Annotated in this window: 23 protein-coding genes and 4 pseudogenes; 11 read left to right on the top strand and 16 right to left on the bottom strand. The window is 33.7% G+C overall.

The genetic code is table 11. From position 1 onward, the window contains the following. Positions 1-953: 953 nt before the first annotated feature. Positions 954-1,154 carry a hypothetical protein gene (locus tag CSE16_RS08840; RefSeq protein WP_099423564.1) on the top strand — a complete coding sequence of 67 codons (201 nt, stop codon included), beginning with the start codon at positions 954-956 and terminating at the stop codon, positions 1,152-1,154. A 1,353-nt stretch (positions 1,155-2,507) separates the two neighbouring features. On the opposite strand, the gene CSE16_RS08830 is transcribed toward CSE16_RS08840, so the two are convergent. Together CSE16_RS08830 and CSE16_RS08820 are read right to left on the bottom strand one after the other, a co-directional pair. After that, on the bottom strand, positions 2,508-2,729 hold the full coding sequence (locus CSE16_RS08830; protein WP_099423562.1) for a hypothetical protein: 222 nt from the start codon (positions 2,727-2,729) through the stop codon (positions 2,508-2,510). A gap of 385 nt (positions 2,730-3,114) precedes the next feature. Beyond that, complete coding sequence (locus CSE16_RS08820; RefSeq protein WP_099423561.1) at positions 3,115-3,330, bottom strand: DUF3955 domain-containing protein; 216 nt, start codon at positions 3,328-3,330, stop codon at positions 3,115-3,117. A 239-nt stretch (positions 3,331-3,569) separates the two neighbouring features. On the opposite strand from CSE16_RS08820, the pseudogene CSE16_RS08815 reads away from it, so the two are divergent. The 3 genes and pseudogenes from CSE16_RS08815 to CSE16_RS08805 all read left to right on the top strand — a co-directional run. Then, positions 3,570-3,682 (top strand): annotated as a pseudogene (locus CSE16_RS08815) (methyl-accepting chemotaxis protein); the annotation flags it as partial. A 490-nt stretch (positions 3,683-4,172) separates the two neighbouring features. Further along, the gene (locus CSE16_RS08810) at positions 4,173-4,616 is read left to right on the top strand and encodes a DUF7832 domain-containing protein (protein WP_099423560.1); all 444 of its coding nucleotides are present in this window, start codon (positions 4,173-4,175) and stop codon (positions 4,614-4,616) included. 391 nt (positions 4,617-5,007) lie between these two features. Further along, positions 5,008-5,571 (top strand): hypothetical protein, encoded by a 564-nt coding sequence (locus tag CSE16_RS08805; RefSeq protein ID WP_099423559.1) that lies wholly within the window; start codon positions 5,008-5,010, stop codon positions 5,569-5,571. A 443-nt stretch (positions 5,572-6,014) separates the two neighbouring features. Here CSE16_RS08805 and CSE16_RS21815 read toward each other — a convergent pair. The 11 genes and pseudogenes from CSE16_RS21815 to CSE16_RS08765 form a co-directional block, all read right to left on the bottom strand. Then, positions 6,015-6,134: pseudogene (locus CSE16_RS21815) on the bottom strand (purine-nucleoside phosphorylase); the annotation flags it as partial. Between the two features lie 27 nt (positions 6,135-6,161). After that, positions 6,162-7,523: a stalk domain-containing protein gene (locus tag CSE16_RS08800; RefSeq protein WP_157764775.1), complete on the bottom strand. Its 1,362-nt coding sequence runs from the start codon at positions 7,521-7,523 to the stop codon at positions 6,162-6,164. Positions 7,524-8,057: 534 nt separating this feature from the next. Then, the gene (locus CSE16_RS08795; protein WP_099423558.1) at positions 8,058-8,576 is read right to left on the bottom strand and encodes a hypothetical protein; all 519 of its coding nucleotides are present in this window, start codon (positions 8,574-8,576) and stop codon (positions 8,058-8,060) included. Positions 8,577-8,885: 309 nt separating this feature from the next. After that, positions 8,886-9,014 (bottom strand): annotated as a pseudogene (locus CSE16_RS08790) (purine-nucleoside phosphorylase); the annotation flags it as partial. Positions 9,015-9,625: 611 nt separating this feature from the next. Then, positions 9,626-10,204 carry a hypothetical protein gene (locus tag CSE16_RS08785; protein ID WP_099423557.1) on the bottom strand — a complete coding sequence of 193 codons (579 nt, stop codon included), beginning with the start codon at positions 10,202-10,204 and terminating at the stop codon, positions 9,626-9,628. A gap of 122 nt (positions 10,205-10,326) precedes the next feature. Continuing rightward, positions 10,327-10,637: pseudogene (locus tag CSE16_RS21810) on the bottom strand (recombinase family protein); the annotation flags it as partial. A gap of 9 nt (positions 10,638-10,646) precedes the next feature. Beyond that, entirely contained in the window at positions 10,647-11,204 is a 558-nt protein-coding gene (locus tag CSE16_RS08775) for a GIY-YIG nuclease family protein (protein ID WP_099423556.1), read from the bottom strand. 546 nt (positions 11,205-11,750) lie between these two features. Beyond that, on the bottom strand, positions 11,751-12,443 hold the full coding sequence (locus CSE16_RS08770) for a hypothetical protein (protein ID WP_099423555.1): 693 nt from the start codon (positions 12,441-12,443) through the stop codon (positions 11,751-11,753). A 758-nt stretch (positions 12,444-13,201) separates the two neighbouring features. Beyond that, positions 13,202-13,324 (bottom strand): hypothetical protein, encoded by a 123-nt coding sequence (locus tag CSE16_RS22035; RefSeq protein WP_256376314.1) that lies wholly within the window; start codon positions 13,322-13,324, stop codon positions 13,202-13,204. A 36-nt stretch (positions 13,325-13,360) separates the two neighbouring features. Then, positions 13,361-13,486: a hypothetical protein gene (locus CSE16_RS22030; protein WP_256376313.1), complete on the bottom strand. Its 126-nt coding sequence runs from the start codon at positions 13,484-13,486 to the stop codon at positions 13,361-13,363. Between the two features lie 12 nt (positions 13,487-13,498). Then, positions 13,499-14,137, bottom strand: a complete 639-nt coding sequence (locus tag CSE16_RS08765) for a recombinase family protein (RefSeq protein WP_099423554.1) — start codon at positions 14,135-14,137, stop codon at positions 13,499-13,501. 71 nt (positions 14,138-14,208) lie between these two features. On the opposite strand from CSE16_RS08765, the gene CSE16_RS08760 reads away from it, so the two are divergent. The 6 genes from CSE16_RS08760 (at position 14,209) to CSE16_RS08730 (ending at position 18,804) form a co-directional block, all read left to right on the top strand. Further along, positions 14,209-14,814 carry a hypothetical protein gene (locus CSE16_RS08760; protein ID WP_099423553.1) on the top strand — a complete coding sequence of 202 codons (606 nt, stop codon included), beginning with the start codon at positions 14,209-14,211 and terminating at the stop codon, positions 14,812-14,814. Positions 14,815-14,829: 15 nt separating this feature from the next. After that, positions 14,830-15,033, top strand: coding sequence for a hypothetical protein (locus CSE16_RS08755; protein ID WP_099423552.1), 204 nt, complete (start codon positions 14,830-14,832; stop codon positions 15,031-15,033). A 390-nt stretch (positions 15,034-15,423) separates the two neighbouring features. Beyond that, entirely contained in the window at positions 15,424-16,143 is a 720-nt protein-coding gene (locus CSE16_RS08750; protein ID WP_099423551.1) for a hypothetical protein, read from the top strand. A 764-nt stretch (positions 16,144-16,907) separates the two neighbouring features. Then, complete coding sequence (locus tag CSE16_RS08740) at positions 16,908-17,210, top strand: hypothetical protein (RefSeq protein ID WP_099423549.1); 303 nt, start codon at positions 16,908-16,910, stop codon at positions 17,208-17,210. Between the two features lie 81 nt (positions 17,211-17,291). Continuing rightward, positions 17,292-17,675, top strand: coding sequence for a hypothetical protein (locus CSE16_RS08735; RefSeq protein ID WP_099423548.1), 384 nt, complete (start codon positions 17,292-17,294; stop codon positions 17,673-17,675). A gap of 637 nt (positions 17,676-18,312) precedes the next feature. Then, a complete protein-coding gene (locus CSE16_RS08730) occupies positions 18,313-18,804 on the top strand; it encodes a VOC family protein (RefSeq protein ID WP_099423547.1) in 492 nt (163 codons plus the stop codon). A gap of 661 nt (positions 18,805-19,465) precedes the next feature. On the opposite strand, the gene CSE16_RS08725 is transcribed toward CSE16_RS08730, so the two are convergent. After that, positions 19,466-20,401 carry a hypothetical protein gene (locus tag CSE16_RS08725; protein WP_099423546.1) on the bottom strand — a complete coding sequence of 312 codons (936 nt, stop codon included), beginning with the start codon at positions 20,399-20,401 and terminating at the stop codon, positions 19,466-19,468. A 366-nt stretch (positions 20,402-20,767) separates the two neighbouring features. On the opposite strand from CSE16_RS08725, the gene CSE16_RS08720 reads away from it, so the two are divergent. Beyond that, positions 20,768-21,937, top strand: a complete 1,170-nt coding sequence (locus CSE16_RS08720; RefSeq protein WP_172954370.1) for a tyrosine-type recombinase/integrase — start codon at positions 20,768-20,770, stop codon at positions 21,935-21,937. A 113-nt stretch (positions 21,938-22,050) separates the two neighbouring features. Here the strand turns inward: CSE16_RS08720 and deoD are convergent, their stop codons facing one another. Beyond that, on the bottom strand, positions 22,051-22,758 hold the full coding sequence (gene deoD, locus CSE16_RS08715) for a purine-nucleoside phosphorylase (RefSeq protein ID WP_099423544.1): 708 nt from the start codon (positions 22,756-22,758) through the stop codon (positions 22,051-22,053). 227 nt (positions 22,759-22,985) lie between these two features. Continuing rightward, positions 22,986-23,216 (bottom strand): hypothetical protein, encoded by a 231-nt coding sequence (locus CSE16_RS21640; protein WP_216641135.1) that lies wholly within the window; start codon positions 23,214-23,216, stop codon positions 22,986-22,988. Positions 23,217-23,248 lie beyond the last annotated feature (32 nt).

Raw genomic sequence — 23,248 nt, 5'->3', positions numbered from 1 at the left:
ATTGATTAGTGTAATCACACCTTAGCCCCTATCCACTATCGTTAAGACCTTAGTTTCTGCATGAAATCCTGTGTATATAATCATTCACTTTAATCAATGACACATTTTTACTTATGTTTCGCTGCCGCTTCGAATCCTTTGATTTTGAAAACATTACTATCTATGTTGATAGAACATTACAGTATTATAAGGAGCAATAGCGATTCGATTCTTCTTGGATTCCACAAAAACAGGTGAAAATCGCCTTGTATACTCTCCTGAAAGCCTTATGAACGAGTTACAAGCTTACATTGAGCTAAAACAAAAGAAGTTATCCAAACTTGGAGATAAGTTCAACCCAATTTTAGATAAGGATAGAAAGTCAATTTATTTGATGTTCACAAAGGAAAACGGTTTTCATAATCATCCTGATCGTATGAGTAACCAGTGGAAAGAGATTGTCCTTCAATACAACTTACCATCCATTTCGTTTCATGGATTACGACATACATTTGCTTCTTACATATTGTTCAAAGGAGTCAATATTTTAAGGTCATTCAGGAGCAGTTAGGACATGCTACAATACGTGAAACACTTAATACTTACTCTAATGTTGCCAAAGAACAAGCGAGTGAATTATTCGACTTACTATAAATAAAAAATACCCAACAAGCTCCGATATTTTCGGTCCCTCATTGAGTATTTTTTAATGCTATTTATTTGTTTGGACACTTATGGCCACTTTGTAAAATTTGGAATCCCACAAATCCTTGCTGTACTTAGTCTTGAATCGCAGCTTCTAACGCAACAATCTAAGTGCTTGTTGCTCAGTTCTTGTAACTTTCAATCTCATTTGTTACACATTTTCCATTTCGATTCCAAATCACAATTTGCTATGTTATAATTTCCATATAGATAGAATTTTCAATCACTTAAACAAAGATGTATTTATAAATAATGGATGAGGTGATTGTATGGAGCGATTTGAACTTTCCTTTAAAAATAAAGCAGTGAGAGTGTGGTTTTACACTGTATTACCTGCAACTATATTAACTATTGTCCTTGCTATTATTTTGCCCTATGAGCAAAATAGATATGTTTCATTAGGTTTATCACTAGTTACAATCTTATATTTTGTTTGGTTTTTGGTTTATACTAAAAAGAAACGCAAATAAAATTCAAGTGCGCTACTATCACCTTTTCGGCACTCAAAACAGTAGCCCATTACACTTCAATCTAGGGGCTTGTGCGCATGAGCATTACTTATGTACACAAGTCTTTTTGTTACGCTTCCCTCAATCATTCCCGTAGATTCACACATGGCTATATAGCAACAATTAAATAGCCTGTGTGAATTGGATTCCTCTGTTCCACTATAGACTTACACATCTCTCTACACCAATATTTGTAAATGTGCTACACTATATACTAAACAACTGATTTTTCAGCTACTTTAATGGCGGACAGGTTTGTTTAATAATGTTTTAATTTAGTGACATTTTAAAGGAAAGAGAGGTGGTTAAAAATGTTTTATGCCACTTTGTTAATATTATCAATTGTCATTGTTTATCTTTCCTTTTACCTAACCGTCGGAAATAAGATGAAAAGAATAATATTTGGGATTATTTTAATACTATCTCCTTTTACATACCCATTAACTTTCACCCTGACAATGGAAATAAAACCTGAATGGGACACCTTAGAAGTTTTAGTCCTATGCCATTTAATTCTATTGTTAAGCGGGATTCTAGTAGTAATTGTAGGAATTTTCACTAAAAAAAAATCAAATACAAACAATGAATGAAGAAATGTTATTGAACTAACAGGCGCTTAGTTTAATAAGAACAGGACTTGCGTTTATAATTGATTTCCATATATGCAAGTCCTTTTGTTATGCTCACATAACAATCACAAAAACGCTTCTTAGAATCAATCTGTAAGATTAATCCATTTGACCAACTATCCACTTGAACAAATCTCGATGCATCTCAATGCTGTTTTGTAGCGCTCGCTTTGAGTTGCTTCTTCTCCTTAGCAGGATTCTTTCCATTCCACTTCCAATTTACAGTTTCCTAAACGGTCATTTAATGTAATCGCAACCGCTATCGTTAGCACCTACATCTACCTATGTAAATATCCAGCTATAATCATTCACTTTAATCAATGAAACATTTTGACCTGTGTTTCGCTGCTCTTTCATCTAATTACTCTTTGGTGCAATTAATACAGGTTTATGGTGTGATTCATCAAGCATTAGTAATTGATTAGATTAGTAACGAGCGAATTAGGTCTTGTCGTATCGCCTGTGGTAACAGCCAATCTTTCTTGATAATCATACCCATTCAAATCGTACCAATATTTATAAGTATGTTGTGGAAGGCTTTATTTATGTCTATACATAATGCTAATGCCAGTTACGGTTTTTATCCTCCATCGCTCTTATCACAGCCTCTTCAACCGCTAAAAGTGTATCTTCTTTTGTAGGTCGATTCATACAAGTACCTTCCGTTGTTTTCCCATCTTCTCTTTCAATTTCGTATCCAGCGGTATAAAATCCTCCCCCATAAATTTTCAACTCGATGGAAACAAAAGCAGCATAACTTAAACGTTCCATGCAACGGTAAATAAATTTTTTTCATTTTCATTTGCTCTGTTTGCTCCATTTTACTGTAATCCGTTTGAAGTGATTGAACAGCTAAATCTAACATTAAATATCCATGCACTAATTCACGTTGATCAATATTTAACATTAGATTACTATCCTTTCTTTGCAAATTACAGGAACTGCAGCAAGAACATTATCAATAATAAAAGTACGTTTTGCTTGTTTGGTAAAACAAAATGCTTGAAACTTACCGCCGATCTTTTTGATGATTTTAATACGTCATTTACTAATGACACCATCTTTTGTTTTATACATTAAGTCGATTAATTGATTACGTTGCATGGCTTTTACTAATTGTTCTTGCATTATAAGCACCCCTTAATAAGAACATCTATTTGTATCCAAAATAGAATATTAGTTCTGTTTATGCAAATAAAAAAAGATCAGGGTCACTTCACTAATTAATAGTGAACACCTGGTCTTTTTTAGGTTAATTTATTGTGATAGTTGGTAACCTGTATGCAAAATTTCTATTTTGAAACTTGTGTTTTCTTAAACACTGAAATCAGCGCCACACCAGCTAATGACACAATCCCTAAGAAAAATAATAAAAATCCAATTGGAAGCAAAAAGAAAGGCTCTTCTAAACGGCCATCTGCAGCTACATTACTTCCAATGATAACCTTCGCAATAAAACAGATTATTCCTAAAAGAATTAGTGTCCATGCAATTACATATTTTTTCATTATATATTATCCTCCATTTAATTATAATTTTTTATTCCTAATTCAGTTCTAACATAGATTCAAAACAGTAAACCAAATAATTCGCAAATCACATTTATCAATTTTAATTAGATTGATAAATTCTTTTTGTTTTGTAAAGTACCTCCTTAACTACTAATGCTAGAATAACTTGAAATATATCTTAAGTCAATTATTTTTTATCGAAAAACGATAAAATTTTATTGGGAGTCGTTCAATCGTTAGGAGAAAAATCAACTGAAATAAGCAAAATTGTAGGTCTAATTACTGTGATTGCAGACCAAACAAACCTACTAGCGTTAAACGCGCTATTGAGGCAGCAAGGGCTGGAGAATATATATTAACTATTGTCCTTGCTATTATTTTGCCCTATGAGCAAAATAGATATGTTTCATTAGGTTTATCACTAGTTACAATCTTATATTTTGTTTGGTTTTTGGTTTATACTAAAAAGAAACGCAAATAAAATTCAAGTTCGCTACTATCACTTTTTCGACACTCAAAACAGTAGCCCATTACACTTCAATCTAGGGGCTGTGCGCATGAGCACATGGCTCTGTGGCAACGATTAGATAACCTCTGTCTATAATTACCCTGCTTCAATATCTGTTCCTCACAGCCTCGTTAAAAGCTTCTAAGAGGTTGCTACGGTTGTTGTTATAAGTTAACTCAAAGTTGAAGCTGATTAGTCATACACACTTCCCTACACCAACATTTGGAAATATGTTACACTTTAATAAGAGACTTATTATTCTGTTATTCAACTAACAAAGTAGTATAGTGGAAGAAAACTTACTTGACAATATATTAAAAGGGGCGAGGTAATGTCAGATGTTTTTGTATATGATAAAGCAAAGTATCATTATCAAAGTGAATTTCCAAATGATATATCATCCGACCAAGCATTCGTACACACAGGGATGTTCTTGGGTTGGTTAATTGATAATAATTTATTTAGTAAAGAGTTTGAAGAAGAAACACAAATAGAGATAAACAAATTTAAACAAAGAGAAATCTCAGGAACACATATTTATATGTGTTGGGATGGAGTATTAACAGATGATATGTTAAACGATGAAGGAAATAAATTCGCAAAGTCTTATTTTGATTTTGGAACAGGATTATATTTGAAGGATTATGAAGAAACTTTCCCTAATTTAGAAACTTTATACCATGTAAATGACAATTGGGAAAACTATTTTAAAATAAAAGCGGTCATAGATAAGAGATATTTAGAATGCAAAAAAATAAAGAAATTATTTAGCTAACAGGTGCTTAGTTAAATAAGAACAGGACTTGCGTGTTTGATTGAATCTCATATATGCAAGTCTTTTTGTTATGCTTCACACAACCTCTCATGTAGCTCCACAAATAGCTCTGTAGCAACAATTAGACAACCTATGTATTTGACTCCTCTGCTCCAACCCTCACATGCCTTCTATAATCTTACTAATTGTGTACGCTAAATTCAAATTGAGGCGAATGGATATATCGAATCGGTGGGTTTAACGGTCAATCTCATTCGTTGGAAAATTACCATTTATCTACTATCCCACTCTTTTATATGTTACTATTTGTAATATATATATTTTTTTGTCATCGAATAAGCAGAATTACTAAAATCATTTAACATAAATAAAATTGGAAGGTGTGCAATTAATGGGGTTCTTTGATAGGTTTTTTAAAAAAATTGAAGATGTTAATAAAGGAGAAGTCGCTGTTTCTGAACTTGAATCTGAGTTTTATTTAGAGTCGCCATTAGATGAAGCAAATAACTTTTGGGTGGAAATGGCACAAAATATTATCGTAAACGCAGTTAAGGCGACTGACAACACAATAGAACGTGCCTTTATTTTAATAGATATGGGCGAACATCCATCTTTCAATATTTTTTACCAAATTGATGGGTGTCTAATGATGTGGAATGAGCTTGAAAATCCTATTATTACAGAAAAAATTCAAAATGAGTTACTACCTCAAGCTTCTAATGTAGCTATCGCAGTAAATGACAAATTCACTCAAGTTAACCATCCTAGAATTTCATTTGCTGAACTGCAATTTGAATGGGCAACAGGTGCTTGGTTTTCTCATATAATTTGGGAAGATGATGACCATGTTAATTTAGAAAAAGAAGACATTTTAAGTAAATGGTTCAATACTTTGAGTGAGGAAATAAAAACGAAACCATTAGACAGTGATTCTAAACTTTCCTGGTATCCTTAAAGTCATTATTAGAAGTACATAATTTTTTTGAGGAATACTATCGTTGACTTTTCATCAATCAAAGGGCTTGTGCGTATGAAACAACTATACAAGCACAAGTCCTTTTGTTATGCTTTCCCAATCACTCCAGAATGGAGAACTAACTTGAGAGCAATCCACGTAACCAAATATACGCCTAGCTAATTTCCGAATGGTCTGAGGGACTAAAAAAGAAAACACATCAATAGTACGATGCGCTCTGTAATACCAATCAGACAACCTGTGTGAATGATTCCTTTACTTCACTATCAACGCTCACAGGTACTTCTTTATTCGATTCATTCAACTAAAAATAGCCCACTAAACAATTACTTGTCTAGTAGGCTTCAATTGGACATTTCAAAGGTTATAGTCCCTTTTTAGTCCCTTTGAAATTTATTCCAACTCACAAACCCTTGCTGTGCTTAATCTTGAATCGCTGCTTCTAACGCAACAAACATCATGTCATTAAACGTAGTTTGACGTTCTTTAGAAGTTTTTACCCCACCTGTTATGATATGGTCAGCTTTTGAGATAAGCGTTAACTTTCTCTCGTTAGTTAATAGGCGAGATTAATTTTGATTGTTAGGATTGACATTGACAATAACAGTTTTGCCATTAAATGAAATACTAGCTTGTTTCTTATTCTGATCCCATGAAGCTTTTGATCCGCTTGGACTAGCAACAACTAAAGGAACGAGAGTCTTTCCATTCTCAACTCGAACTGGAACATCAATGATCTTTGGTTGACCATTAACTGTAATCTTTTTAGAATTTGCAGTTAAAACAACTTCGCTTGTACCGTCATTAATTGTTACTGTTTTTGACTTTTGATTCCAATCTACTTTTGAACTAAACTCTTCGGAAATTACACGAATAGGCACAAGTGTCCTGCCGTTTACTACTTTCCCACCATCGACAACTACTACGTCATTACTTGCAGAGGTAACTGGAGGTAATGGCTTTGGTGTTGGTGTTGGTGTTGGTGTTGGTGTTGGTGTTGAGTAGTTTAAATAACTCGATGCTACATACCCCTCTGTCCCGTCATTTCTTTTCACAGGATACCAAACAAAATGGTTTTTTTTCGTTGAATCTTCATCATATTCAAAAGGGCCCGTAACGGTAACAATTTCCCCTTTACTTAATGAACCCTTAGAATCACTATCCTTATTAGGTTTTGTTCTAAAATTTACAGTAGTAGTTGCACTAACTTTTTGATTTGTTTCAAAATAATGCTTTGATTTTGTTAATGGTAACTCAAAATTAAACTTCATCGTTGTAAATTTAATATTTTCACTACTGCTAGAATCATATTGAAAATGTTCGCGTGAAAAAGGTAGCTCTGCTAAGTCTAACATTGCAAATTTCTCAATGATTCCGAAGATTTTCTCTTGGTAGGCTTTACTATTTTTTTCACCAGTTGCTTGGACAATCGGACTATTTACTGGCTTAGTTCCGTTATAAGCCATAATAGCGAAGTACCAATGTTCCAATACATCTCTTTCCCCACCGTTAATGATAGGCAAATCCTTCCGCTTAAACATTTTATCTAGAGTCTCTACACCAGCTTGAATATTATAGACAAGATCGCTTTTTAGTCTATCTTGATTGTAGCCTTCTTGATTTGTAATTTGCATAATGCCAATTCCATTATCAGCGGTCACAATTGCCTCACCATTCTTATCGAAATGACGCCAATTTCCACTTTCACCTTCCGCTATTGCCTTCACAATTTCAGGAGGAACATCATAAATCAATGCTGTTTCGGTTAACAAACAGTTCATTGTGGAATAATCAGGGTTTCCTTTCGATGCCGAATCATACTCACATGTATTTGCAATATTATTAGCAAATATATTTTTATCTGTATTTACAGATAGAGAGATGGCACCAATGGCAATAACACTAATCAATGGTTTCAATATCTTTTTCATCTCTGATTATTACACTTCCTTTCATATTTCCTAAAGTTAAGAGATTCAGATATATGTTATCATAATTCCAATATTTGAGATAGGTGTAATATTCTATGTTTCTTTCAATTAAAAAGGGTGCGTGATATCCGCTTTGCTACGCTCTCCATTAATCACAGCAACTTGTTTTTGAGCTGATCCCAAAGAACAGCTAGGTCACGCTAATTTACGTAAAATACTTAACACCTACTCACATATTGATAGAACACAAAAAAGGCGAGTTACCTTGAATAAGCCTTCTAACGTGTTCATGACAGCTAATGATAACTCAATAAAATCAATGTTTTACTTGTGTTATCAAGTTTCAATAAGTACATTCAAAACGCTTATGTATCAACTATATTTGCTGAGAGCTTCTTGAATATTCCTCTGTGATCGAATTGCATTTCCAACACCCCATAACATTATTTTACATAAAAGTTATCCACAATGCCAAAATCTATCGTTTCCTTAACAATAAAAAACACACCACAAATTAGTGATGTGCTGAAATTCTTATAAATGTAAATTTTTTTCATTTCCTAATTCATTTATTATTTTATCCATAACTCTGTCTGCTCCACTAGCACTGCCAGCTGCAAGAGAATATAATTGCTTAAGCTCTTGCTCATACTTTTCTTCCAATGAGTTAAACAATAGCAACGTAGATTCAAACTCAAAATCAATAGCTCTAATAATCGGTTTATCTCTTACATCATATTGATAGATTCGTAATTCAAACATTTCTTCAACATCATTTAAGAAATGTTTATTATCATTGGATTCGTTCTTCTTTTTCTTTCGTTTTTTAGACTTTACATCGATACATAATAGTAAAAATAATAATCCTTCATATGCCACTTCGAATCCTGAATCAAAAGACATTTTGAATTTTCTATCATCATTTTTGAATTTTCTATCATAATAATCTTCAATATTGTTATAGTAACCATCTGAAAGGTATTCCCAAGTAATTTTATAATCCTTTGTTCCTTTAACAATCGCTTGTAAAGTAGACTTAAACTTTTCTTCCACCTCTTACCCCTCCTAAACTTACAATATTATAACACTTTATCGTCTTCTTGGGGACGTAGGCTAAACTATTAAAGTCATTCAAGAACAACTAGGACACGCTAATATACGTGAGACACTAAACACGTATTCGCATGTGACAATGGAACAGAAACAATATGCAACTTCCTTTTTTGATTCGCTCCAAAAAAGCCCACTAAACAATTACTTGTCTAGTAGGCTCAATTCGAACTTTTAAAAGATGTTGGTCACTTTTTGGTCGCTTGCTAATAATATCGAATTAGAATTCAACCTCTAAAACCCTTGATACGCTTAGTCTTGAATAGCAGCCTCAAGTGCAACAATCATCATATCATTGAAAGTCGTTTGACGTTCTTCTGAAGTTGTCACTTCACCTGTGATGATGTGGTCTGATACTGTTAAGATTGCTAATGCTTGACATGACAGGGTTTCGAGCTGTTTTAAACATTCAAGTTTTCAAAACAAAATACACTTGGCATAGTGATTCTTCTACAAAAAATTCAAATTTATAGTCCCTTTTAGTCCCCTGTTTTTTAAGGGACATTTTTTCATAAGCTACCTAAATTCGTGTGGCTGTAGCAGGTCACCTATCCACAGCAAAATACCATACCCGATTATCGGAAACCATGCCTCCTTCTTGTCTACTACAAGCTCTTTAAACAACCCTAAAACTCTATCGGCAAACATAGTCAACATCAAAGCACAGGAACGCTTACAGGGCTATCTCAGATGCCCTTTTCTATTTCCCTTCTCAAATAAAAAACGAGATAAATCCTTAGGCTAACTCACTTTATTAGTCACCTAATCTCCTTATCCCTCAACAGCTTGAGCATGCTCTGTACGCTTCCATTAGCTCGATTGACCTGTTCGTCATTTAGCTTCACAAGACTTCTCTAGGGCGAGCATATGAACTGACATGAGCCTTTCGACATTGCTTCTCGACACTATTTCTATTATTAAAACCATATTAGTTGAAAATCAAGTGACCTCGAATTGATTTCAAACCGTATCATCTAGTTGTTAAATAACGCTTATTCTAATTCATTTATCTTTTGTCGCACTTCATCTTCTAATCGTTTAGCCATATCTAGCTTCACTTTATTCATATTAGTAGAAGTAAGCTTCAATTTAAGCCAAATGTTTACTAATAGTATTTTAATCTTATGGTTTGTAGACAGTTTTTCTTTGTACAATAGTTCTTTCATTTTCACATCAATCTTATGATTGTCTAATACAAACCCAGAAGCTCCCTCTAACAATTGTTTATAAAGTTCCTCATCTCCTTTGGTATCAATTTTATGGGCAAACTCATTTCTAATTGAATTCAGCTTTGTAAGCACATCATATAACTTCATATCAATCACACTTAGCTTATAAATAATATCTAACTTTGTTTTGAATCTATTGTTATGAATACCTTTAGCATCTAAATTCAATTCGTTTAACATCGTGTTTAATTCTCGCTCGGTGTACAAATGAACTCTTAATATGACTTGAAGGAGGCTTTCATTTCTCACTTCTTCTAAAACTCGCTCTTTATCACCTGCAGCATTGCTTAAGTTTTCATTTCCCATCTCAAGAGCTTTATAATACATATCTAATCGTTGCAATCTCTACACCCCCTTTTCCATTTATACCTATATTATACTGTATTTAGCTAATGCACAAAAATGAATATATCAACACTGACATGCACCTGCTTTCAAAATCCTTAAACTTCCTGTGCTAGTTGTTAAGCTTTCCGCTTCTTAGCTTCACGTTTAAGCGTACTCATACTGATTTTAGTACCTCTACGGTGCATTTCTTTTTCAACCTGTGCAAACGACATTGTTTCAAGTAGCTTCATAGCTTCATAGCTTCATCTAGTTGATATTGGTTGTACTTCTTTGGTCTACCTTCTTTGAAGTCGGGATTCTGTTTAGCTATCGCCTTGCCCTACTGTGTACGCTCAACAATCATGTCAAGCTCAAATTCTGCGAAAGCTAAGAAGATATTCTTAATCAACTTTGAAGAGGATGTATTATCTAAAAGACCGATATTCAAATTAGTAAGCTAATAATTCCTTTTATACCTTGAGAAAAAACTACTCCGAGCAGCCTCTTCTTCTTTTTTTAACGTTTCTATATAAGTGCTTGTATCATAGTAGTTAAATTCTTTATTTAAAGGTGGTTTAAGTTTGTTGATTAAATATGGTTCATATAACCTTCTTTTCATATCATCATTTTCACAAAATAGCGCTACGCTATGATAGTAATCAGAAAAATAATAATCAGCCTTGGAACCGCCGTTTTTCCCAATCCATTTTTTTAAGATTCTATCGTATAAATCACTAGTGTTACCAATATTAAGAAGCTTACCATTTTTATCGAATAAAAAGTAAATTCCACCTTTCCCTTTAAATCTCTTACCATAAGTAGAAAAATATGAACAAGAACATTTAATTTCCATTAGAGGTATTTCAATATCTATACCTTTGATTGATTTGTATTCAACAATGTGATTAAACAAAGCTTCATATAAGTAATATTTGTCATTCCAATTAGGTCTTAATGAGTCTTCAAACAAAGAAACTTGTTCATTTAAGTTTATATCCGATATAGTAATATTCATTTTTTACCCCTTGTATTAATACTTGGTGTCAAGTTGTTAAATAGAATCATTTCGTAGACCACTTCAATTCGTGTGGCTGACAGAGGTCACCTTAATAAGAAGACACCCTACCTCAATATCGGAATCTAAGCCCCTACTACCTGTTCACTATAAGCTCCACAAGCGTTCACATCACCAACAAAGAATTAGTTAACTTCACTCACAGCACTTCTCTCAGTCGTTCCTATAGCTCCACAGATAGCTTTTGTGGCTTACATGAACTACAACCTATAACTATTATTTAATCTTGTACCAAGACCCATTTCAAATAAAAAAACGAGACAAAACACTTTGTTTATCTCGCTTCTTTGCTACTTATATTCTATTACTTCCTTAACACTTGAGCTTGCTCTGTACACTCAATGGAACTCAATTATCAATTGTTCAGTTTGATTCACAGGAACGCTCACAAGCCATTCTTTGACCTTATAATCGTCTAAGGATACCTTATCTATAGCTTATGTAAATTACGATTCTTCACATCTAAATTCCAACCTAATAAATAATTTACAATTTCCCTCTAATATATGCTATCTTATCTTCATTTTCTAACATTTTAATACTTTGAGTCTGTGATATTTCTTTAGATATTACTACTATTTGTTCTTTTAAATATAACAAATTTTCAAAAGTTATTTTTTCTTTTAGTTCGGTTTCTTTACTCGACTGCATAGGTTTTAAATGAACTAAGCTATTTCTCACATTTAAAAATGGCTTTATTTCTCCCCATGCCGAATGCCCAAGAAATGATTTTCCAACAACAATTTCCATAAACCAATCAACTTTGTCAGAAACGGAAAGTTTACTCAAAATTTTGCTTACCTTATTTAAAGAAAAATCATAATTTAATACCACTTCAGAATATAAATAATGGTTAATAAAGCCTTCGAATATCGAGAAAATTTTAAACAAGAACATTTCTGGGAACTTGTCTACTAACTCCTTATGTAAGTTCATATAATTTTCTATATCATGGAGTTGTGTATACTTATCTTTTATCACAAAAATCATAGAATCATCATTAAATGTATCTTCGTCTTTTATCTCTTCCAAAATTTTCGAAAGAGTAGCATCCTTATCTTTTTCAAATTCCTCCTCTAATCCATGTTGTACTATTAATTGAGGTAAAATTGACAAAGCAAGCTTCCTCATAAATTCTTGAATTTCTTCTTCACTATTTTTTACTGTTCCTATCCCCACATCAACACTTCCTATATTTATATTTAATGGTAATTATAAAACATTTATATTTATCTTAACAACCCATGAATTTAGGAATATCACTCTAAAAAAGGTATAAACACGTAGTTTATACCCCCCTAAGCACCTAAGGTTACTTTTACAACACAAACTCCAAAAGAACAAAGCCCTCCATTTATAATATTGTTTCATTATCAGTGATTCAACCATATTTCAGCTTCACAAGGTTGTTCACGTTTCGCTTCATTTTCCTTTTGGTGTGGATGTAACAGATAGCTTGGATTCTTCATTCATCATCTTCAATTTATCACTTACTACACCCCCTACCTAAGCCTTGCCAAATGATAGTTGAAATGGCTCTGTTATAAGCTTTCTATCTCCACTACCCAATATCCAATCGACCTCTAGGGACACGCTATGAGCTTGCTATGCACTTCTCACAAGCCAATAAAAACTACTTCAACTGTTTACCCAAATCGTCGTTTTAACAAAAAAGTGCAAGCTTATGCCAGCACTTAATTTTTTTAGCTATCATATCGTTTCGTTCGGTAGGTCAATTCGTGTGTGTGGAGCAGGACTTGGAGTGTGGTGATTAATGGTATGCTGAATATCGCTAATTAGGGGGGAGGTATACTGCCACTTGTAAATATTTTCAAATCCCTTGTCAGATGCCCTTCTGAGACGTTCTGACACTTACATGACTTATGGTATCGACCTGACTTGTGACGACTCTGCAACAAGCTCCTGTGAAGCCATCTCTACGGCTCTGACATGCTCATGACCTGTAATATCATCTCTAAGTAAAATGTGAATTTTACTTGTAGTATGAAGGCATAGCGAGCGGTCATAAAACCCTTATATACCGCTCGTTTGAAGCTCATTTATCGTTCCCCTGCAACAGCAACAGCCTTACTTAATTATGCTGTATAAGCCATCATTCGCAATGCTCTATGTAAAGGAAAGTCATTAGACTTATAACGCTGTGCATGTTTGCGGTAAAGAGCTTTACTAACTTGAATCTGCTGTAATGTACGCTTTTTCATCTAGGTTGCTCCTTAGCTCTGCTGAATAGTTTGTTCATACTCACCGATAATCTTATAGAACGAGTTCTTTTTCAGCTCTAAGATTTCCATGAACTTTACACCTGTGATTGATTTATCTTTCCATGCTTGATAGTTAGCTTCAAGGTCTGTCCTCTGTTGCTTTGTCAAAGTGTTAAGGTTTAATTGTGGTCTACCTAAGTGCTTGCCTTTAGCTTTAGCAACTGCGATTCCTTCTGCTTGTCTAGCAAGAATTTTCTCTCGCTCATTTTCAGCCATGAATGAAAGCACCTGTAAAACTAAATCAGAAACGAATGTTCCTAGCGTATCTTTGTGTTGTCTTGTATCAAGCAAAGGCATATCAAGCACAACTATATCTGCTCCAATTTCCTTTGTAATTGCTTCCCATTCTTTATGGATTTCATTTCTATTACGACCTAAACGGTCTAATGAAGTGATATAAACTAGGTCGCCTTTGCGTAGTTGAGCTTTAAGTGCTTGATACTGTGGGCGTTCAAAGTTCTTACCACTTACTTTGTCTATAAAAATATCACGCTCGCCAATGCTTAGTGCCTGCATTTCAACTATTTGTCGGTCTATGTTCTGCCCTTTGTCACTTACTCGTATATAGCCGAATGTTTTTGTGTTTGTCATGTTTTAATTAACTGGAAATCGTTCCATTTTGATGTAACATATTGTAAAATAGAACTGTTGAATTTTGTATTTTGGAAGGTGATTTTATCAGTTCAAATAACTCAAGTAACCAAGTAACTCAAGTAACTGAAACTCAAGTATCAGATGAATCAAGTAGCCAAGTACCACAATTTCCGAGTGGACAAGTTTTATTAGAAACAATCCAACATGAATATGACATAGAAACTTCAAGAAAAAGGGATTTAGAAAATCGAGCAGGCGTTCTAATTGCTTTATCAGGAGCTTTAATAGGTTTTTACGCTAATACATTAGACTATTCCTTTGCCAAAGAAGCTTCTACTCCGTTCGAATACATAGCCGTTGTTTTCCTAGTTTTGGTATACCTCTTGCCATTGATTACATTACTAACGGCTTTATGGAATTTTTTAAAGATATTAGATGCTAAATCTTATGACAGACTTAGATTGGATGGCTTTAAGATTGAAGTAGGAAAAAAAGCTTCAGATTCTGTCTCAATGGATTTAGCCATTAATTATAAAGACGTAGTTCTTGGAAATCACAATGTCAACGAAGAGAAAGCCAAGCAATTAAACAAAGGGATAAAATTAATGTATTTTTCATTAATAATCGTTGTTTTTGTTTACTTTTTACAAAATATACTTAAACAAGTAATTTAAAGAGGAGGTGGTACAATGTCAAATAATAATAAAACCGATTTCGGAACTCATTTAACACAAGGAACTAGTACGAACACTGATACAGATTTTGGAACTCGTTTGTCATTAAACAATTACAATAGCTCTAATACAGATTTTGGAACTAGTTCGACTAACTTTGAAAGAACCGATTTTGGGACTAGACCTGTCAAAGAAAGTACAGACCCTACAAAAGAATAATAATTTTTACTAAGCTTAGTTAGAATCTATCTAATTAAGCTTTTTATTACTGAATTAAAATAACTGTTATTAACAGTTTCTAAGGAAATCTGTCGTAATTGCTATCGTCAAGCTCCTATGATTCCCCAACAATTGTGCTGTTCTATGCTCCTGCTACTGTTATATGATTGATTCTACTATTTGACTAAAAGACCGCTACTGATTGGAACAAAAGGATTGATTGTCCTAAAAGAACAAAAGCAGTCAAACGCTATCGTATCGTGAAAGGTAACAAGGTCATTTTACTGTAGTAGCTAGTAAGTAATATATAATAGCCACCAACCTGTACCTCTAGCACTAAATGTGTTATTATTTTACACATAAAATATAAAAAGGGAGTTTGTTTATAATATGGAAAACCCTGCTTTGAAACTTCATACAATTCTAGAAAGTATTCTTTCATTCGAAGGAAACCAATACCTTAAAACTGCATTGATTTCAACTTTTAAAACCCCTATAAATAGTACACATGAATTAATAAATCATTTATACTATACACAGAAATTAGTAGAGGAGACTATACTCTTAGTAGAACAATATGAGCGCTTAAATAATGCTAAGAACCAAAAAGCTTTACACAGTATTCAGCAAGCTTTTTCATCTCTCGACTTTAACGACAGCGTATACCAATTTAATACATACATATCCGAGGCAACGCTAGTAGCACTTTCTTATATTGCAGATAGCATAGATGACCATTTTAACTTCTCAAACTTAAACATTGACAGCAACACTGTAAGTGAATTGCAAAATGAAATAGAAGAACTAATAAAGAATATTTCAGAATCCAACCTGCCAGCCGAAGCAAAAGCTCTCTTGATAAATAACCTATCTTCTATAAAGGTATCTTTATATCAGTACACTCTCTTTGGTGAACAAGAGCTTCAAAAGGCTTTAGAAAAAACCATAGGCTCTATCTTTGTTAATAACTCAACTCTTACCGAGATAAGTGACGACCAAAATGTTTCACGTTTCTTTGGAATCATAGATAAATTAAACTCTGTATTAGAACTGGGGAATTCTGTTACAGATACTGTGTTACCTTTTGTTAAACAGCTTATGATTAAGTGAAAATTTCACAATTTTCATATTAGACTCAACAGTATGTACCAAACAAATGTTCACGCTAATTGTTACACTTCTACCTCAACACAAACACTCACAAGCTCGTTAAAAGGCTCTGTGAGTGTTTTCCTATTGTTCTGATATACTAACTCAAAGTTAAACCTTTAACCTCTTATCACCTCTCCTGCTGTAGTATTAGACTGTCACAGGAGCTAGTGAATCGACCTGTATTAGCCAAAGTCGGCGGAATCGGAACAATCACATCTTCAGCCACAACAGCAACATCATTGAAGTCTTCAAACAGCTCCTCACAAAAATATTCCAAATACATATCAACTAAAGGCTCTCTGTGCTCAGATACAGTTGCCTTTAGTTGCTTCTTCTTAGTAGGATTTCCCTCTCCACTTTCAATCTGTAGCTTCCCCAAAGGTGGGTTAATGTTAACTTATCCCCTATCGTAAGCACCTACATTTCTCTATATGAATATCCATATATAATCTCTCGCTTAATCAACGGAGCAACTTGACCTATGTTTCGCTGCTCTTTCATTTGATTATCCATTGGTGCAATTAATACAGGTTTATGATGTGATTCCTCTAGGATAAGTTAATGATTAGATTAGTAGCAGTAAAGGGCTTATCGCATCGCCTGTGGTAACAGTGGACTTTATTTAATGCACATTTACCATTTCTCTACCAAATAAAACTTCCTTATGTTACAATTTTTGTAAATACTTAATGTGGTTAATCAAAGAAAGAGAGGTGTTTTGAATGTCCTATTTTAACGAATTACAGTATTACTTAGACAGTGGTTCAATCGGAATTGTTTTCGAGCTTATATTGGTTACTACTTGTATCTCAACAATCATTTTCCTTACAACTAAAAACCAATATATTTCTTATTTATCCTCTGCCCCGATATTTTATTTCATTTGTAAGTTTTTCCATCACAACACTCATTTAGTATTCATTGTACTTGCAATGACTGTACAAGCTCTTGTCATTTTGCTAATCAAAAAACAAACTAATTCAGGTGTGGAAGCTTTAAAAAGTCAATCACATAAGCATGGTTAAGAGAATACTAATATAGTGAAATGTGGTATAATTGTAAGGTGTTATCTTTCTTACAACAAACATATACAAAGAGGGATTTAAATGAAACTTATTAAATTTAGCGGTCTGTTACTTACAGCAATGCTGATTAGCGCTTGCGGTAATGATTCAACAGATTCAACTAACCCAACAGAAAAAGTCCAAGAAGAATCGTCACAAGCAAGTAGTAACGACCCAACAGAAGAAGAATGGCAAGCGTCATATCGCAAAATTGCATTATCAGAAGCTGACCGTTACATAGAGTTAACCGAAAAGAATGGCACACAAGAAGCTGACCGATTAGAATCTTATTCAGGGGTTATCAAACAACAAGCTGAAAAAATGACTGATGCAACTGATAAAGAGAAATTCATTCAATTAGCCGATATAGTTTTATCAGATAAGCTAGAAGAAGCTAAAGCACTCAAAGCCGAATTAGAACAATAATATTTCAATAAAAGGTCTTGTATGTCATATGCAAGTCCTTTTGTTATGTTCTCAACGGTCACAAGAACGCTTCATTGAATCACACTGTGAGATTAATCAACGTGACCAACTATCCACTTGAACCAATCTCGATTGCTTTCAATGCTGTTCTGCGGAGCTTCAAATTACCCACCTTAGAAACTAAACCTTTTAATACCTTTTAAAATACTTTTAAAAAACCCTTAAACTAATTAAAATTGTTTAAAAAACCTTTGAACCATTTGCTATTGTTTTAAATACTTTAAAAAGCTTTCAAAGCATTTCAAACTGTTTTATATGCTATAAAAAACCTGTAAATCATTTTAAACATTTGAAAAAAACCTTTAAACCATTTTAAATTGTTTAGTTGTTGCAATGCTGTTCTGTGGAGCTTCCAAAAGAAAAAGTACAACTATTAATAATGTGCTTACTATTGTATGAATTTAATTGTAGGTCTTTGCCTATAGCTCCAATCAGACAAACTGTGTGAATGATTCCACTAACTTTTGTATAGATTTTTTGTTAAAAAGCAGCTCTCATACTAAGGTCTAATATAAAAATCATAATCCCTTAATTAGAATGGAATATAAATACAGAATTTTTAGAAAGAGTGAATAATATGATTAAAGGGTTATATGAGGCACATTTGCCAGTTAGTAACTTAGAAGAATCAATTGTTTTTTATAAAAAGTTAGGTTTAGAGCTTGCATATGTTAAAGAAAAATTAGCTTTCCTTTGGATAATAAAAGGAGAAAGTTGGTTAGGTTTATGGGAAAATGAAACAGTCAATATTCCATATCATCCTTCTATCCGCCATTTAGCATTTAAAGTGGATAAAGAGGATATTGATAAAGCAAAAGCATGGCTAGAATCATTGGGAATCGAAGTACGCACTGCTTTTGGATTTAGTCCAGAAATGCAACCATTAGTATTACCTAACAATCCACATGCTCATGCAGCTATTTATTTCAATGACTTAGATGGGAACTCTATAGAACTAATTTCACCATTACGTTTAGATATACCTGAAGATTTCAAAATGATGACATTAGCAGAATGGAAAACAAATAAACTAAAGCTACCATCAATTATTCAACAATCGAAACAATAGCCCTCACATTTCAATCTGTGGGCTTGTGCGTAGAATTACACGCAAGTCCTTTTGTTATGCTCTCACAAGCTCACAGGAACACACCATTAGAACCAACCTGTAAGCGTTCCACATGACCAACTATACACTTGAACGAATCTCGATTACTTAGAATCCTGTTTTGTGGAGCTTAAAAGTACCCACCTTAGAAACTAAACCCTTTAATATCTTTTGAAATACTTTTAAATAACCCTTAAACTGTTTTAAATTGTATAAAAAACCTTTAAACCATTTCAGATTGTTTGAAATACTTCAATAAGCTTTCAAAGCATTTCAAACTGTTTTATATGCTTTAAAAAACCTTTAAATCATTTAAAATACTTCAATAAACTTTCATATCATTTTAAATTGTTTACTTTTTGAAAGCTCAGTGTTTGGTAACAGTAATAAGCTCCTCAGTTATGTGAGGTTGCTTTGAGTGGGATAAGAATAGAAAAAGCACATCAATTAATGATGTACCAATTCAATATTAATCAACAATTGTGTGTTTCTGCACTATATATAATATAACAGCATTAACATTCCTATGACCTTTCCCCTCAATATATAAGGATACATATGTTGGTGGTAGTTAATTTACACCTATATTATATATAGTGCGAATATATACATTTGTTAATTTTTAAAAAGGTAGTTGCTCCATAGTCACTACTACATCGTTTCTTTTGTTGTAATCATCTTTGCTCATAACCATCATCTTTTTAAATGGCTTTGGTTCTTCATAAAAATTACTGTAGCTGTTTGCATAGTAAGTAGTTGCCATTCTATCACCATCAGCCATACCTATCACATAATACTGCTGATTAAACTTGAAAGAAATCAGATTATAGCCCTTTAGTGCGTTAAGATATTGAATCATTGTGCGTCTTGGTAGACCTGTTTCAGCACTTAATTTTTCGTAGGATACATCATAACCATTTCTAAAAATGTCATGCTTATGCTTCAACCAACTGTACAGATAAAAACCTGTTGTACCAAGCTCCTTATTTGCCATACAGTACATAAATACATTAAAGTCCACTGAATGAGTGTTCGATACATCGTAAAACGCTCCTGTTTCCACTTCTTCTATCTGATTAGTTTCTACGTTTTGCTTTAAGATAGTTCGCTCAAATGCTTTAAGAGGTTTTTTTAAGAAGAACATTTTAGGGATAGGTGGTAACATATCCTTATCCATTTCAGAGGACATAAGGAATGATAACCCCTCGCCATCATCTTTCTTAAAATTCCAACTTAAAGGAAAATCCTTTGTCGATTCAAGGTAGCCAATTTCTTCTAGTAGACCACCTTTTCTCTTAGTGATGTCGTTCATCGTGCGGTTGCTCTCGCTGTAACCTAGAATCTGCTTAATAACATTATTATCAATAAGCTCCTCAGTATTAAAGTATTTGCAATTGCGATATAAAAACTGCGTCAGATAGCAGTAACTATAAGCAAACGCTACTTTTTTGCTGTTGGTAAGATAGCCCTGCAAGTCGCTGAATATTTCATTGGGCAAGAATATATCTGGTTCCTTTCCTGTAATACTTAATACTCTTTTAATTTCTTCAACCTTCATTTTAAATCTTCCTTTTCCTAATTAGTCTATTAGGTACTCAGAGCCAACAAAAAAGGGTAGACAACACTAATCAGACCTTCTTATTTCTAAGAAAAGTCCAATTTAGTATTGTCTACCGCTTCAATAGTAGAATGTAATAGGTTTCATATAGTATGAGCTTTAATGGCTCTGTTAGGTTTAGGTTTCATTTTAAATATAAAGCTTCAAATAATGGCTTCAAGTGCCTTCGAAAATTATAGCACAATAAGAATTATTTTAGCAAGCCCTCGCAATAACTTTACTCCTCCCCTACCAAACCTTACTTAAAACAAGGTATAATGTTCCTATGAAAACTTGAGAATCACTATGCCATTAAAGGAGCTTATAATGGCAAGCTATGAAATTTTAACACCAACAAAAGATGGAAAACCTCGAATCAAAGTTCTTGTGGAATATGGCTACGATGAACATGGTAAAAGACTACGTAAAAGAAAGACAATTACTTTACCCATGCTCTCAGAAGCTAATATTATCAACGCTATAGCTCAATTCGAAAAATCTTTAGGAATTGGAACACCTATTTTTGAAAATCCATTAAAAAGGACATTTCATTCGTTCTCAGAAGAGTTTATGCTGAACTATGTACAGCAAGAGCTAAAGGTTAAATCTCGTAACACCTATGAGAACTATTTAAAGCAAGGCATTACTTCTTACTTTGGTCATATGCTATTATCAAAAATTACTACAGGTCTAGTGAACCATTTCTTCCTTGAGCAAAAAGCTAATAAAGCAGGTTCATTAGTCGAGAAGTTTGTTTTATTAAAGAGCATGTTTAATAAAGCTATTGAATGGGGGTATATCCAATCTAACCCATGTGACAAAGCTGTAAAACCTAAGCGTGCTAAATCGAAACGTATCAACTTCTATACTGAATCTCAAATTCAACATCTATTAGCTGTTTTACCTAAGTTCCATATTAAGCACCAATTACAAACTAAGATTGCACTATTTTGTGGCTTACGTATGACTGAGATTGTAGCTCTACGCTTTGAATCATTGGACTTCGCTCACAATACTATCCTTGTTGAAAACACATTACAGTATGACAAGCTTTCAAATCGTTTCTTCTTAGATTCAACTAAGACAGGTGAGAATCGCCTTGTATACGCTCCAAAAACGCTTATACAGGAACTACAAGCTTACATTGAGCAAAAGAAAAAGAAGCTAGACAAACTCGGCGACAAGTTCAATCCCCTTCTCGATGATAAGGGAAAAGCTATTTACTTCATTTTCTCAAAAGACAATGGTTACCCTAATCACCCTGACCGTATGAGTAAACAATGGAGTGATATTGTAATACGACATGAACTACCTGCTATTACATTTCATGGCTTACGTCACTCCTACGCCTCATATATGCTCTCTAAGGGGATAAATATAAAAGTTATTCAAGAACAGCTTGGTCATTCTAACATTCGTGAAACACTCAATACCTATTCACATGTGACAAGGGAACAGAAGGAAAATGCAACCTCATTATTCGATTCTTTCCATTGAAAAAGCCCACTAAACAATTACTTGTCTAGTGAGCTTTAGAAGGACAATTGAAAGGTTATAGTCCCTTTTTAGTCCCTTTGTAAAATTTGGTAACTCCCAAACCCTTGCTGTGCTTAGTCTTGAATAGCAGCCTCAAGTGCAACAATCATCATATCATTGAAAGTAGTTTGACGTTCTTCTGAAGTTGTCACTTCACCTGTGATGATGTGGTCAGATACTGTTAAGATTGCTAATGCTTGACGGCCGAATTTTGCAGCTAATGTATATAGTGCTGTTGTTTCCATTTCAACCGCTAACACGCCATATTGCGCTAATTTTTCATTTTGCTCTTCATCTGAGTAGAACATATCAGCTGTGAAAATATTTCCGACTTTTAAGTTTAAGCCTGCTTCTGTACCAGCATTATAAGCTTTTAATAATAAGTCAAAGTCCGCTGTTGGTGCGAAGTCGATATTGCCACCAAAAATAACACGGTTCATGTTTGAATCTGATGACGAGCTTTGTGCGATAATTACGTCGCGTACTTTTACGTCTTTTTGGATGGCACCACAAGTACCAACACGGATTAATTTTTGCACGCCATACTCTTGCATTAATTCCGTTGCATAAATCGAGAATGATGGAACACCCATTCCTGTTCCTTGTACAGATACGCGCTTGCCTTTGTATGTACCTGTGTAACCTAAAATATTACGAACTTCATTATACTGAACAACATCTTCTAAAAATGTTTCTGCAATATACTTTGCGCGAAGTGGATCTCCAGGTAATAAAACAATCTCCGCAATTTCACCTTGTTTTGCACTAATATGAATACTCATTTAAAAAACCTCTTTTCTTCTGTCTTCAATACAAATTATACTTTCTTTTGCTTCGCTATTCAATCGTTAGACGTCTTGCTTTATATATTTATTGTACATAAAATAAACAAAATTGAATTTTTCGCAATAAAAAATAGCATCTCCGTAGTTGGATACATTTATCCATTCGAGGAAAAGCCGATTTTTTTATAAGGTTTTAGCAAATTTTACAAAAAAAATATCTCCTCTTACTTAGAAGGGATTGTTCCTGAATAAATGGCATTTGTTCTTACACCTGGTTTCGTTTCGCCATTGATCGAATGAATCGTATCCCCCATTAAAACTAGACCTTCCCCACAAGGTGCATCAAACGGAACCTTTCCTACTGATCTCCAAGTAATCCTCCATTTAACCGTTTCGTAAGGGAAATTTGCCCCTCCTCCAACGATGACATAGTCTTTATAAGAACCAGCTAACACACCTGCTGTTCCAATATTTTTTTCCGCCGGGG

The organism is Solibacillus sp. R5-41 (assembly GCF_002736105.1).
Lineage (GTDB): Bacteria > Bacillota > Bacilli > Bacillales_A > Planococcaceae > Solibacillus.
The sequence above is the reverse complement of the archived record's forward strand: the minus strand, read 5'-3'. Positions and strand labels throughout refer to the sequence as shown.